Below are 13,753 nucleotides of genomic sequence, written 5' to 3' on the forward strand. Positions count from 1 at the left end.
GATTCTCAACACTCGCGCCCCGGTGGCGAGCCGGCTACGAATTGATCATGAACTGCAGGAGCGAGCTTGCTCGCGAGCCTTGCGCGATCTTGCAGAAGAGCTCGCGAGCAAGCTCGCTCCTACAGGAGAAGAGGGGGTCAGAGGGTTTGTGCGGGTTTCGGGATCTGGCACAGGGTGTGGGTGCCGGGTTGCAGGTAAGGCGTGAGAATGGGCGCCATGCCCTTGAGCACTTGCACCGGCAATGCCGAGGTGAACTTGAAGGCTTCGGCCGAGCGCCCGGGTACGAAGGCGGTCAAGGTGCCGAAATGATGATCGCCGATGTAAAACACGAAAGTGGCGGTGCGGTTGATTGATTTGGAACTGAGTATTCGTCCGCCAGCCCCCATGCTTTCGATCCGGTTGTCACCGGTACCGGTTTTGCCGCCCATGGCCAGCGGGGTGCCATTGTCCAGTTTGAAACTGCCCGATACGCGTCGCGCCGTACCTGCATCCACCACTTGGGACAGGGCATCGCGCAGTGCGCTGGCAACTTCGCTGGGCATCACCCGGACCCCTTTGTCGGGATCGTTTACCAGGCGGGTTTCGTACGGCGTATCTGCGGCGAAATGCAGGGTATCAATGCGCAACACCGGCAAACGGACGCCATCGTTAAGGATGATCCCCATCAGCTCCGAGAGCGCTGCCGGACGGTCACCGGAACTGCCCAGTGCTGTGGCGAGGGACGGTACCAGATGGTCGAACGGGTAGCCCACCTGTTGCCAGCGCTGGTGAATATCAAGGAAGGCTTCGATTTCCAGCATGGTGCGAATCCGGCTGTCCCGGGCGCTTCTGTGCTTGCTTTTAAACAGCCAGCTGTAGACTTCCTGACGCTCGAATTCACTGGCGGCTATTGCTTGCTGGAAGGTGGCCTGGGGATTGTTCAGCAGATAGCCCAGCAGCCACAGATCCAGTGGATGGACTTTGGCAATGTAGCCCTGGTCCGGCAGGTCGTAGGTGCCGGGGCCATAGCTTTGGTAAAGCCTGGCCAGACGTTCGTCGGTGATCTTGTCGCTGCTGAGGTGCGAACGTACGAACCTGTTGAACGTGGCCTGCTCAGCATGGGGGAACAGATAGCGGTGCACCGCGGACATGCGAATGGCGGTGGGGTGCATGCTGTCGAGAAAGGTCTCCAGGCGCGCCTTGGAATCCTTGCCTTTGTATTTTTTCCAGAACTTGAGCATGTAGGTCGTACCTTCGCGGTCGGCGAAGCGGCTCAGGTATTCCTGCCGGCGCGGGTTCTGGTCATCGCGAAGCAATTCGGCATTGTTGCTGGGTGCCTGGTAAGAGGTGTAGCGCACCACATCGCGCATAAGGCGCACGAACGGCAGGTTGATCGATTCCCGTATCGCGTCCCGCAGGGAGGGGCTGCGGTTGTTGTCCTGATTGCGGAAGTTGTGGAAGTGATGCATGCCGCCCCCGGTAAAGAAACCTTCCCCGGGGTTGGCTGAATACTGCCGGTCCAGAGCCGCATCGAGCATTTTGGCGAGGCTGGCGCCGGGGTTCTGGATCATGTATGCCAGGGCCCAGCGAGTCAGAGGGTCTTGATCGGTAATCTGGATTTTTTTCAGGTCGGCGCTCGACTGGCTGGCATAACGCTCATGCAGCTCGGAAATGATTTGCAGGTAGGTGGTCATGACCCGCAGTTTGGCGGTTGAACCCAACTCCAGCTTGCTGCCTTCATTGATATCAAAGGGTTGGTCGGTGCTGTCGGTCTGCACCCGCGCGCGCGCGCCATCGGGGGTGAGTTCAAACAGAGTGAAGCTGTAACGCACTTGCGCGGTACTGGTTGGCGTCAGCAAGCTCGGGCCCAACAGACCCAGCTTGCCGGCAAACACGGGGTCAGCCAGTTTGCGCAGGTAGTCACTGGCCTGCTGCTGCAAATCACCCTGCAAGGTGCTGGTGGCTGACAGGTCAAGGCGGTCGAGATCATAGAGCGGGCGCTTGAGCAGGACCGATAGCCGACTGCGGGCGAGGCTGATGCCCTTGTTGGTTTCGACGGGTTGAATCGTCGGCGCCTGTTGCCAGTCGCGGTAGGTCACGCGGCTGGCCAGGGCGGCGGTTGTCAGTGCGGGATCGATCACATTGCTCTGCGCAAGCAATCGTATGTGGCTGTCGGTCAGTTGCGCCAGTTCATCGCGGCCCTTGGTCAAATAATGTGACGGGCGACGCTGGGCAATCATCAGCGACAGCACCTCGCGCAGCGCCAGGCCTTTATCTGCCAGGCTTTTTGGGTCAGTAGCGGGGCTGCTCAACTGTTGATTGACCTGATTGAAGTCGGCGCCGTACCACACGCGCAGACCCTCAGCCATGCCATGCACTTCGCCGTGGCCGGGTACCGCGGAAAGCGGCACGCTGTTGAGGTAGTCGCGTACCACTTTCTGCCGTGCTTCCAGTGTTTGCGGACCACCCTGGTAAGCCCGCACGCTGGCTGAAATCATTTGCCGCAGCTTTTCGCCACCGGACAACGTCAAACCATCCGGAGAGTGGCGGTATTTTTCGAGTTGTGTGGCCAGGGTGCTGCCCCCTGCCGACTGGCCGGGCAAGTGCAACAGTTTGGCCACTTGAGAGTATGCCGCCATGGCGAAACGCGGCCAGTCGACCGCAGGGTTGGCCATTGGCAGTTTTGGGTCCAGCAGGTCGCGGTTTTCAATAAACAGCAGGCTGTGAACCATCAGCGGCGGAATACTCGCAAAGCTGGAGTACAGATGCTGCGGGTAATCGTACTGGTACAGGGGGCTGCCGGCACAGTCGGTGATAGACAGCCCGGCCTGGATTTTTTCGGCGTAGGGCACGAAAAATCCTTTCTCGCTGTAGCTGAGGAGCTCAGGGGAGAAGCGAGTTTGCTCAGCGATTATGTAGTCACGCTTTAACAGACGCGGCAGGAAATCACCCAGGGCACTGTAGCCCAGGCGCTGGTCGAAAGGGCCTGTTCCGGGATAGCGGATCGAGTCTGTGGGACCTGCATGCATCGAGTAGCTCAGGGACGCAGCAAAACGGCTGAACTCCCGGGCCTGGAGTTTTGAAGTGCGCACTTCGTTGGCAATGGCAAACCCGCAGACGATCAGTGTGATTAACACCAGGAGCCAGAATAAACCCCAGCCATAGCGCCTCGATTTGCCCTTTTCTGGTTGGGGCACAGGTTCCGCCATTGTCGTTGATGGCTCTGCGGTTTTATTGGAATTGGAATGCCACAGTACGCCCATAGTTTGCAGATCCAGATGCGCATATTGGCTGCGCTTGAATGAAGCGTAGACGCTGACGCAAGCAGGCGAAAAGATTTGTGCCGTGGAAGTGAACAGAATTTTGCGACCCTGGCCGTTACCCAAGTGTTAAGTGGTATTAGTCCTAAAGTGCAGGACTAGAGCCTTCAAGCAGCAAAACAGGTCTTGGAACGGGGCATGACTGTGCACCAGCCCTATGCAATACTCGCCGCCGATCTCAACAGGGCATTTCCCTTTTGGTCCATCGACCTACAAGGTCAGGGCCGATCAAGAGGCAAGCCAGGTCACTCACCCGGTTTGGTCGAGCGCTCAGTTGATGCACATCCAAAAACAATACGAGGTTGTACTTTTATGCCAGTCGGCAACCACCAGCCCCACGGTGAAACCGCACAAGGCGGTCCGCTCAAGCGCGAGCTGGGCGAACGCCACATTCGCCTGATGGCCCTTGGCGCCTGCATCGGTGTCGGCCTGTTTCTGGGCTCGGCCAAAGCAATTGAAATGGCCGGCCCGGCCATCATGCTGTCTTACATCATCGGTGGCCTGGCCATTCTGGTGATCATGCGCGCACTCGGCGAAATGGCCGTGCACAACCCGGTAGCCGGCTCGTTCAGTCGCTACGCCCAGGATTACCTGGGGCCATTGGCCGGATTTCTGACCGGCTGGAACTACTGGTTCCTGTGGCTGGTGACCTGCGTTGCCGAAATCACCGCGGTGGCGGTGTACATGGGTGTCTGGTTTCCCGATGTCCCGCGCTGGATCTGGGCGCTGGCTGCGCTGATCAGCATGGGCTCGATCAACCTGATTGCAGTCAAAGCCTTCGGCGAGTTTGAATTCTGGTTTGCTCTGATCAAGATCGTCACCATCATTGCGATGGTGATCGGCGGCATCGGCATTATCGCGTTCGGCTTTGGCAACAATGGCGTAGCGTTGGGTATCTCCAATCTCTGGACCCACGGCGGCTTCTTGCCCAATGGCATCCAGGGCGTGCTGATGTCCCTGCAAATGGTGATGTTCGCCTACCTTGGTGTGGAAATGATCGGCCTGACTGCCGGTGAAGCCAAGAACCCGCAAAAGACTATCCCGAGCGCGATCGGTTCGGTGTTCTGGCGCATTTTGCTGTTCTACGTCGGCGCGCTGTTTGTGATTCTGTCGATCTACCCGTGGAACGAAATCGGCACCTCGGGCAGCCCGTTTGTGATGACCTTCGAGCGTCTGGGTATCAAGACAGCGGCAGGCATCATCAACTTCGTGGTGATTACGGCAGCACTGTCATCGTGCAACGGCGGTATTTTCAGCACGGGCCGCATGCTCTACAGCCTCGCGCAAAACGGTCAGGCCCCGGCCAACTTCGGCACCACCTCGAAAAATGGTGTGCCGCGTCAGGCATTGCTGTTGTCGATTGCGGTGTTGCTGATGGGCGTATTGCTTAACTACCTGGCGCCCGGACAAGTGTTCGTGTGGGTGACTGCGATTGCGACCTTTGGTGCGATCTGGACCTGGCTGATGATCCTGCTGGCTCAACTGCGCTTCCGTAAAAGTCTGAGCCCTGAAGAAGCCGCCGGCCTGAAGTACCGCATGTGGCTGTACCCTTACAGTTCATACGCCGCTTTGGGATTCTTGCTGATGGTTGTAGGGCTGATGGCCTACTTCGAGGAAACCCGGATCGCCCTGTTCGTGGGCCCGGCGTTCCTGATTCTGCTGACGGTGCTGTTCTACGTGTTCAAGCTGCAGCCGACCCAGACAACATCGCCAGCGGTCCGTAGTTAACTCCCCCTGCACCGCTCATTCTGCAGTAGCGAGCTTGCTCGCGCTGCAATCACCTCGGTCAATCCGTTAAACCGAAGTGATTGCATCGCTGGCAAGCCAGCTCCCACAGTGCTGCTTACCTGGCAAGTCAGCTCCCACAGTGCTGCTTACCTGGCAAGTCAGCTCCCACAGTGCTGCTTACCTGGCAAGTCAGCTCCCACAGTGCTGCTTACCTGGCAAGCCAGCTCCCACAGTGCTGCTTACCTGGCAAGTCAGCTCCTACAGTGCTGCTCACTTGGCAGGTCGGGCCAGGCGCTTGTTCCAGTCCAGCCATGCGGCCAGCACGGCCATGATTCCCACGCCCATCAGGGCGCTGAAAATCTGCATCACCATGACGTCCCCCCCCAGTGCATTCAGCATGTCGGCCAGCGGCGCCAGAATCACCCCCAGACAAAACACTTCCAGAGAGTAGCGACCCATGCGGCAGGTTTGCCGGGCGAACCAGTTGTTCAGCCAGCCACTGTGGGGCACCAACCTGGCAACCACGTAAGCCAGCGCCAGAAAGTGCAGCAAGCGAACCGGCGAGAGATTGGTCTTGCTGATCGGGTACAGGTATTCCCCCAGCCATGGCGGCATGACTGCGTCGTGCAACTGAGGCCACTTCCATGACAACGCCAGCAGACCTGTGAGCAACAGGTACACCACGGCCGTCATAAACAGGGGTTGATGCGACAACGCGCGAGTTTCAGGCGCCTTGCCTTGTTGCCCGTGAAGCGCAGCCGCGCCCCCCAGAATGAACAGGAATTGCCAGGCCATCGGGTTAAAGAACCACACGCCGCCTTCCTGGGCCGCGAAGTTCCACACCGGTGCCAGCAAGTACAGCGCGAACGACACGGCCAACACGTATCGGGCTTTGCGCAGCAACATCGGCAGCACCAGCGGCAAGCCCAGCAACAGCACGATATACAGCGGCAGCGGGTCCATCAGGTTGGGTTTGAAACGCAGGAGCAGCTCGTCGGTCAGTGCCTGTTGCGGGTTGCTCAGGAAATACTGCAAGCCCATCTCTTGCACCAGATCCCGGGTCTCTACATGGCTGTTGGCAAAGAACACGATGCCCATCAGCACCGCGAGCAAGAAAATATGCACCACATACAGCACCCAGGCGCGGCGCAGGATTTTTACTCCGGCGATCAGCAGGCCGTCACGCTGTGCGATTTTTCCGTAGGCCAGTACCGCGGCATAACCGGCCAGGAAGACAAAAATTTCTGCGGCATCACTGAGGCCGAAATTACGCACGGTCAGTTCGGCCAACGGGTTGTGCGGGATGTGATCCCAGAAGATAAAGATCAGCGCCAGCCCGCGAAAGAAATCGATGCGGTGGTCGCGTCCGTTAATCGTCACGGTGAGTACTCAAACGAAAGGTTGAATTAAGACCGGCGCGCGTAACAGATGATGCGCGCCGTACATCGGCGGCGCGCAGGGTGCGGGTATTGGTAGCTAATTGCAAAGGTTGGATATTGCAGAATATCTCAAGGGCCACAGGTTGGTGTCGTCAAAAGGCATTCATGAACATAAACCTGCATTCCTGCGACTGGCATGCATTGATCTGCGGCACCAACCGCCTGAAATGCTCACTTTGGCAGTGAGCATCCAGAGCGGCCTGATCGGGCCATTGCTCGACAAAAATAAAATGCCCCGGATCCTGGTGATCCACATACAAGTCGTAAGCGATGCAGTCAGGCTCCAGGCGGGTTTTTTCCACCAGCTCGGCGTACCACGGGCGCACAGTTTCAAGGTGTTCGTGCTTGATGAAGTCTTCGGCAATCACTTTCAACATGTTGATCAGTCCTGGTCAGGCTGCGGCAATTTCATTGGGTTCAAAGCTGTCGGCCCGGGCCATTTGCCACATGCGCGAATAGAACTCGCCATTGATCTCGCCGGTCAGCAACTCGCCGGGTTTTAGGAACACGTGCAGTTGCGAGAACAGTTTGATTTCGGTGGCCGAGACACGGCGCACCAGGTGTTTGGCCGAGAGTTGTGCCGGGTGTTCCAGGCCTGCTGCCGCGAGCATTTCGGCCAGTGCCTTGAGGGTGTTGGTGTGGAACTGCAACACCCGCTGCGCCTTGTCCGGTACCACCAGTGCACGCTGGCGCAGAGGGTCCTGGGTGGCGACGCCGGTCGGGCATTTGTTGGTGTGGCACGATTGCGACTGAATGCAGCCGACGGCAAACATGAAGCCCCGGGCCGAGTTGGCCCAGTCGGCGCCAATGGCCAGCACGCTGGCAATGTCGAAGGCGCTGACAATCTTGCCGCTGGCTCCCAGCTTGATTTTGTCCCGCAGGTTCAAGCCCACCAAGGTGTTGTGTACGAACAGCAAGCCTTCGCGCATCGGCGCGCCGATGTGGTCGGTGAACTCCACCGGGGCGGCGCCGGTACCGCCTTCCTTGCCATCGATGACGATAAAGTCGGGGAGGATGCCGGTTTCAAGCATGGCCTTGGCAATCCCCATGAACTCCCACGGATGGCCCAGGCAGAACTTGAAGCCGACAGGCTTGCCGCCGGATAGCTCACGTAACTGGGCGATGAATTGCATCAGTTCCAGTGGTGTTGAAAATGCACTGTGGCGCGAAGGCGAGATGCAATCTTCGCCCATGGGGACGCCGCGGGTTTCGGCAATTTCCGGGGTGACCTTGTGCTTGGGCAGAATACCGCCATGGCCTGGTTTGGCACCCTGGCTCATTTTGATTTCGATCATCCGTACTTGCGGGGTGCGGGCCTGTTCGGCAAAGCGCTCGGGATCGAATCGACCGTCAGAGGTACGGCAGCCGAAGTAGCCGCTGCCCAGTTCCCAGGTCAGGTCACCGCCGTTTTCACGGTGATAGGAACTGATGCTGCCTTCGCCGGTATCGTGGGCAAAGTTACCGAGCTTGGCGCCCTGGTTCAGCGCGCGAATGGCATTGGCACTCAGCGAGCCAAAACTCATCGCCGAAATATTGAAGATGGAGGCCGAGTACGGCTGGGTGCATTGCGGGCCACCGATGATGATGCGGAAGCTGCCGGGGTCGGTGAGCGGTGCCGGGCGCATGGAGTGGCCGATAAATTCGAAGCCGGGCTGGTACACGTCAACCAGGGTGCCAAAAGGTTTGTCGGCGCTTTCGTTCTTGGCGCGGGAATAGACCAGGGAGCGTTGCGCCCGCGAGAAGGGCAGTGCGTCGCTGTCGGACTCCAGCAGGTACTGGCGGATCTCCGGGCGGATAGCCTCCACCAGATAGCGGATATTGCCCAGGATCGGATAGTTACGGCGCACCGCGTGGGGGCTTTGCAGCAGGTCGAAAATCCCCAGCACGCTCAAGATAAGGGTCACGGTGGTGAATGGCCATAACCACTCGTAGTGCATAAATGGCAGGCTGGCGAGAGTGAAAATCACGCAGAAGGCAAAAAACGCATAGCGGCTTAGCAGTGACAGGCTCATAGGGTTTCCTGTTTCAGGCTTGTCTGTTCAGGCGGGCGTCGAACAGAAAAAACGGGGCGGTAAACCCCCGGCGATACAGCTGTAGCAGTCGGCTCCCTCTCTGGACTGGAGGTTTGCTGACAAGGCATCTTACCCATTGAACGGGGCTTAGTGTCTTAAAGACGGCAAATGTCCATACAGAGGGTTCGGTTATGCGCGGCATCTGTGTCTTTGCATGGGCGCCAAGCCATGTGATCCTTCGCGCTCTTTCTACGCTGCTGGCCGATTCTTGTGACGTCTTCTGAACGCTGCACCGCAACCCCTGACATCATCCGTATTGCTGCTGCTCTGCTGATCGGTCCCGATGGCCGAACCCTGCTGGTGCGCAAGCGCGGCACCCTGGCGTTTATGCAGCCGGGTGGCAAGATCGAACCCCACGAGCAGCCGATCGCTGCCCTGGCCCGTGAACTGGAAGAAGAGCTGGCATTAAAGATTGATCCGGCCAATGCCACCTACCTGGGCCACTTTTCGGCACCGGCGGTCAATGAGCCGGGATTTGAAGTGCAGGCCGAGCTGTTTCTGCTGCATATCCAGCAGTCAGTGGCGCCCGCCGCCGAGATTGAAGAAGTGCAGTGGATCGATCCGCAGGGTGATGGCGGGCTGATATTGGCTCCCTTGACCCGAGACCTGATCCTGCCGTTTTATCGCGACACCATGCTGACCTCAGCCTGATTCCTTTTCTGACAAGGACTGACCATGATTCCTGCTCAAGACCTGCTGATTTTCGCTGCGGCGTGTTTGCTGATGGTTTTGACGCCGGGGCCAAATATGATTTACCTGATTTCGCGCTCGATCTGTCAGGGGCGAAAAGCGGGGGTGACCTCATTGGTCGGTGTGGTCGCAGGTTTTTTGGTGCACATGTTTGCCGCCGCAGCCGGGCTGACAGCGGTATTTTTAGCAGTACCAATGGCCTATGAGGTATTGAAGTGGGCGGGGGCCCTGTATCTGCTGTGGATGGCGTGGCAGGCGCTCAAGCCGGGTGCCCGCTCGCCTTTTGAAGCGCAGGAGCTGGCGCCGGACTCATCGCCAAAACTGGTGCTGATGGGGTTTATGACCAGCGTCCTGAACCCCAAGGTCGCGGTGTTTTACCTGTCGGTGTTCCCGCAATTCATCAGCCCCGAGCATGGTTCGATGTTTACCCAGAGCCTGCTGTTGGGCCTGACCCAGATCAGCGTCAGTTTCACCGTGAACCTGTTGATTGCGCTGTTTGCTTCAGGCATCGCCTTCTGGTTTGTGCGTAATCCGCTGTGGCTGGCTGTCCAGCGTTATGTCATGGGCTTTGTACTGGCCGGTCTGGCGGTAAAATTGATGCTGGAACAACGTAAAACCCTATGATTGGGCCCCGATATGGCTATAGAACTGCTTGATCCCTCACACGCCAGTGCGTATCGCCAGTTACTGCTGGAGGCCTACGCGCTGCACCCCGAGGCTTTTGTTTCCAGCCTGTCAAACCGTGAAAAGTTGCCACTGAGTTGGTGGCAAGCACAGCTGGATGATGAATTGAGCGCGCTGTTCGGCGCCTTTGTCGATGACCGGCTGGTGGGGGTAGTGGGTCTGGCTTTCGAGCCGTGGGAAGACGCCCGGCATCAGGCCACGCTGTTTGGCTTGTACGTATCCGGGGGCTTTCGCGGGCAGGGGCTGGGCGAGCACCTGGTGCAGGCAGTGTTGTCCATGGCAGAGCAGGAGCCCGAAATAAAAGTGCTGCAACTGAGCGTGAGCGCCAACAGTCCAGCGGCGCTGGCCTTGTATCGCCGCTGCGGGTTTGAACAGTCGGGGCTTGAAGATTGCGCGATCCGGGTGGGGGAGGAGTATTACGACCGGGTGCATATGCGCCGGCTGGTATAAGCGACCCGCCCCTGCAGGAGCGAGCTTGCTCCCGCAGGTTGTACAGGTTCAGCGAACGGCACTCACCCCGTCCAGGGTCGAGAAAGATGTGTCTTTGGCCGTCAGCAAAAAGTCGCGCATATAAGGGGCGTCGAGCATATCGGCACGTACCGCCGCGTAGAGCGTGGCAAACAACCCTTTCTCACCGAGGCGCTTGGCTTTCACGTAGCCGCGCGAGCTGTATTCATGCAAGGCCCAGTGCGGCATCCCGCATACACCACGGCCACTGGCTACGAGCTGCATCATCATGACGGTCAGCTCGGAGGTGCGCACTTGTGCCGGTTCAACGTCTGCCGGCTCTAAAAAGCGGGTGAAAATATCGAGCCGGTCGCGCTCCACCGGGTAGGTAATCAGAGTCTCAGTGCTCAAATCTTCCGGCACGATAAACGGCTTGCTGGCCAGAGCATGCTGATTGGCAACGGCCAACATGGCTTCGTAGGTAAACAGCGGCACATACGTCAGCCCTGCAATCTCTTGCGGGTCAGAAGTAACCACCAGATCCAGATCGCCCCGGGCCAGTGCAGGCAAGGGGGCGAAGGCAAAGCCCGAAGCCAGGTCCAGTTCGACCTCGGGCCAGGCGTCGCGGAACTGATCGATGGTGGGCATCAGCCACTGGAAGCAGCTGTGGCACTCAATCGCCATGTGCAAACGTCCGGCCGTACCTCCGACCAAACGGGCGATATCGCGCTCGGCGCCGCGCAGCAGCGGGAGCATGGCATCGGCCAGTTGCAGCAGGCGCAACCCGCCGCTGGTGAAACGGACCGGTTTGGTTTTGCGCACAAACAGCGGCATGCCCATGCGTTCTTCCAGCTCTTTGAACTGGTGGGATAAAGCAGATTGTGTCAGGTGCAGCCGTTCAGCCGCTTCGACCAGGCTGTCGGACTCGCGTAATGCGTGCAGGGTTTTGAGGTGACGAATTTCCAGCACGGTGACTCCATGAGTAAATTTGATGATCAACACGAAAACGTTGAGTTTGTCTCATGTTGCAGTGCGTGTCGATAATTGTGCCATTACTTACACGAAGGAATGTCGTTATGGCCCTGGCACACAATCTTGGTTTCCCGCGTATCGGTGCGGATCGTGAACTGAAAAAAGCACTCGAAGCGTACTGGAAGGGCGATATTGACCAGGCTGCCCTGCAAGCTGTGGGGCGTGAACTGCGCGCCAGCCACTGGCAACTGCAAAAAGACGCCGGGATCGACTTACTGCCGGTGGGTGACTTTGCCTGGTACGACCAGGTGCTGACCCACTCGCTGACCTTCGGTGCCATTCCCGAGCGGTTCGCCAGTACCCTGGACGCCCAGGGCCGTCCAACCCTGAATACCCTGTTCGGCATGGCCCGTGGTGCGAGCCAGAGTTGCTGCGGCGAACACGGCAAAGGTCAGTACGCTCAAGAACTGACCAAATGGTTTGATACCAACTATCACTACCTGGTGCCGGAGTTCAGTCAGGATCAGCGTTTTGAACTGAGCTGGAATCAGCTGTTTGAAGAAACTGCCGAGGCCCTGGCCCTGGGTCACAAGGTCAAGCCGGTGATCATAGGACCGCTGACTTTCCTGTGGCTGGGCAAGACCAAGGGCAATGAGTTCAACAAACTCGATCTGCTGGAAAACCTGTTGCCGATATACGCCGCTATTCTTTCCCGTCTGGCTGAACAAGGTGTGGAATGGGTGCAGATTGACGAACCGATTCTGTCGCTTGACCTGCCCCAGGAGTGGAAAAACGCCTTTGAGCGTGCTTACCACATCCTTCAGTACTCACCTCTGAAGAAGCTGGTAGCCACTTACTTCAGCGGTCTGGAAGACAATCTGGGGCTGGCTGTCAGCCTGCCGGTGGAAGGTTTGCACGTTGACCTGGTGCGTGCCCCTGATCAGTTGCATGCCATTCTGGATCGCCTGCCAACCTATAAAGTTTTGTCGCTGGGCCTGGTGAACGGTCGCAACGTCTGGCGCTGTGATCTGGAAAACGCCCTGGCCCAATTGCAGGAAGCCGAAGAACGCTTTGGTGACAATCTGTGGGTTGCCGGCTCTTGCTCGCTGTTGCATAGCCCGGTTGATCTGGACCGCGAAACCCGGCTGGATGCCGAGCTTAAAAGCTGGCTGGCCTTTGCCCGGCAAAAGTGCGACGAAATTGCCGTACTGCGCGATGCGCTGAATATCCCCCAGGATGCCAAAGTGCAGCAGGCGCTGGCCCAAAGCCGTGCGGTGCAGGCCAGCCGCGCCAACTCGCCACGGATTCACAAGCCTGCGGTGCAAGCACGTACCGCAGCGATCACCGCTGCTGACAGCCAGCGTCAGTCGCCGTTTGCCACCCGTATCCAGTTGCAGCGCGCGCGCCTGAATCTGCCGGCATTTCCTACGACCACTATTGGATCGTTTCCGCAGACAGCATCGATTCGGCTGGCGCGGCAGTCTTACAAACAGGGCAAATTGTCGGTCAGTGAGTACACCGACGCCATGCACAGCGAAATTCGCAACGCCGTACAAACCCAGGAGCGTTTGGGGCTGGACGTGCTGGTCCACGGCGAAGCCGAACGTAACGATATGGTCGAGTACTTTGCCGAACAGCTGGATGGCTACGTGTTTACGCAATATGGCTGGGTGCAGAGCTACGGTTCGCGCTGTGTGAAGCCGGCGATCATTTTCGGCGACCTGAGCCGTCTTCAAGCCATGACCGTGGACTGGATCAAATACGCTCAGGGCCTGACCGACAAGGTAATGAAGGGCATGTTGACCGGCCCGGTGACTATGCTGATGTGGTCATTCCCCCGCGAAGATGTATCGCGCAAAGTGCAGGCGCAGCAACTGGCGCTGGCAATTCGTGACGAGGTGATCGATCTGGAAAAAGCCGGGATCAAGATTGTGCAGATTGACGAAGCGGCTTTGCGCGAAGGCCTGCCGTTGCGTCGGGCGCAGTGGCAGGAGTACCTGGACTGGGCAGTGGAGGCTTTTCGCCTGTGTGCTTCGGGAGTCGGGGACGAAACACAGATTCATACCCACATGTGCTACAGCGAGTTCAACGATGTGATCAAGTCGATTGCCGAGATGGACGCTGACGTCATCACCATCGAAACCTCGCGTTCGGATATGGAACTGCTGGATGCGTTTGAAGCATTCGATTACCCGAACGACATTGGCCCAGGGGTGTATGACATCCACTCGCCACGGGTTCCGGACACGGCCGAGATGGTCAAGTTGCTGAGCAAGGCGGCCCAACGTATTCCGGCTGAGCGGTTGTGGGTAAACCCCGATTGCGGCCTCAAAACCCGTGCCTGGGCCGAGACCGAAGCGGCACTGATCAACATGGTGGCGGCGGCGCGGCAGTTGCGGGCGCAGGTAGCCTGAACCCGGCG

At 58.4% G+C, this 13,753-nt stretch carries 10 protein-coding genes; 5 read left to right on the forward strand and 5 right to left on the reverse strand.

Annotated elements, in window-relative coordinates:
• Nucleotides 1–137: 137 nt before the first annotated feature.
• On the reverse strand, nucleotides 138–3,242 hold the full coding sequence (locus tag JQ848_RS04705; protein WP_202210309.1) for a transglycosylase domain-containing protein: 3,105 nt from the start codon (nucleotides 3,240–3,242) through the stop codon (nucleotides 138–140).
• 369 nt (nucleotides 3,243–3,611) lie between these two features.
• Between JQ848_RS04705 and JQ848_RS04710 the strand changes: the two genes are divergently transcribed.
• Entirely contained in the window at nucleotides 3,612–5,027 is a 1,416-nt protein-coding gene (locus JQ848_RS04710; protein ID WP_003443263.1) for an amino acid permease, read from the forward strand.
• Nucleotides 5,028–5,297: 270 nt separating this feature from the next.
• Here JQ848_RS04710 and JQ848_RS04715 read toward each other — a convergent pair whose 3' ends face one another.
• The 3 genes from JQ848_RS04715 to JQ848_RS04725 form a co-directional block, all read right to left on the reverse strand.
• Nucleotides 5,298–6,407 carry an OpgC family protein gene (locus JQ848_RS04715; RefSeq protein ID WP_003443261.1) on the reverse strand — a complete coding sequence of 370 codons (1,110 nt, stop codon included), beginning with the start codon at nucleotides 6,405–6,407 and terminating at the stop codon, nucleotides 5,298–5,300.
• 151 nt (nucleotides 6,408–6,558) lie between these two features.
• Nucleotides 6,559–6,843 carry a putative quinol monooxygenase gene (locus JQ848_RS04720; RefSeq protein ID WP_010655648.1) on the reverse strand — a complete coding sequence of 95 codons (285 nt, stop codon included), beginning with the start codon at nucleotides 6,841–6,843 and terminating at the stop codon, nucleotides 6,559–6,561.
• A gap of 15 nt (nucleotides 6,844–6,858) precedes the next feature.
• Entirely contained in the window at nucleotides 6,859–8,478 is a 1,620-nt protein-coding gene (locus tag JQ848_RS04725) for an FMN-binding glutamate synthase family protein (protein ID WP_010655649.1), read from the reverse strand.
• A 270-nt stretch (nucleotides 8,479–8,748) separates the two neighbouring features.
• Here JQ848_RS04725 and JQ848_RS04730 point away from each other — a divergent pair, with 270 nt between their 5' ends.
• From JQ848_RS04730 to JQ848_RS04740, 3 genes are read left to right on the forward strand one after another with little or no spacing between them, the layout of a single operon-like run.
• Nucleotides 8,749–9,189 carry an NUDIX hydrolase gene (locus tag JQ848_RS04730; RefSeq protein ID WP_003443255.1) on the forward strand — a complete coding sequence of 147 codons (441 nt, stop codon included), beginning with the start codon at nucleotides 8,749–8,751 and terminating at the stop codon, nucleotides 9,187–9,189.
• Nucleotides 9,190–9,213: 24 nt separating this feature from the next.
• Entirely contained in the window at nucleotides 9,214–9,852 is a 639-nt protein-coding gene (locus JQ848_RS04735; RefSeq protein ID WP_003443253.1) for a LysE family translocator, read from the forward strand.
• A gap of 12 nt (nucleotides 9,853–9,864) precedes the next feature.
• Nucleotides 9,865–10,362 carry a GNAT family N-acetyltransferase gene (locus tag JQ848_RS04740; protein ID WP_010655651.1) on the forward strand — a complete coding sequence of 166 codons (498 nt, stop codon included), beginning with the start codon at nucleotides 9,865–9,867 and terminating at the stop codon, nucleotides 10,360–10,362.
• A 48-nt stretch (nucleotides 10,363–10,410) separates the two neighbouring features.
• On the opposite strand, the gene metR is transcribed toward JQ848_RS04740, so the two are convergent.
• Nucleotides 10,411–11,328 (reverse strand): transcriptional regulator MetR, encoded by a 918-nt coding sequence (gene metR, locus JQ848_RS04745; protein WP_003443249.1) that lies wholly within the window; start codon nucleotides 11,326–11,328, stop codon nucleotides 10,411–10,413.
• A gap of 107 nt (nucleotides 11,329–11,435) precedes the next feature.
• On the opposite strand from metR, the gene metE reads away from it, so the two are divergent.
• Nucleotides 11,436–13,745 carry a 5-methyltetrahydropteroyltriglutamate--homocysteine S-methyltransferase gene (gene metE, locus JQ848_RS04750; RefSeq protein WP_003443246.1) on the forward strand — a complete coding sequence of 770 codons (2,310 nt, stop codon included), beginning with the start codon at nucleotides 11,436–11,438 and terminating at the stop codon, nucleotides 13,743–13,745.
• Nucleotides 13,746–13,753 lie beyond the last annotated feature (8 nt).

The organism is Pseudomonas paraversuta, from assembly GCF_904067025.1.
Classification (GTDB): Bacteria; Pseudomonadota; Gammaproteobacteria; order Pseudomonadales; family Pseudomonadaceae; genus Aquipseudomonas; species Aquipseudomonas paraversuta.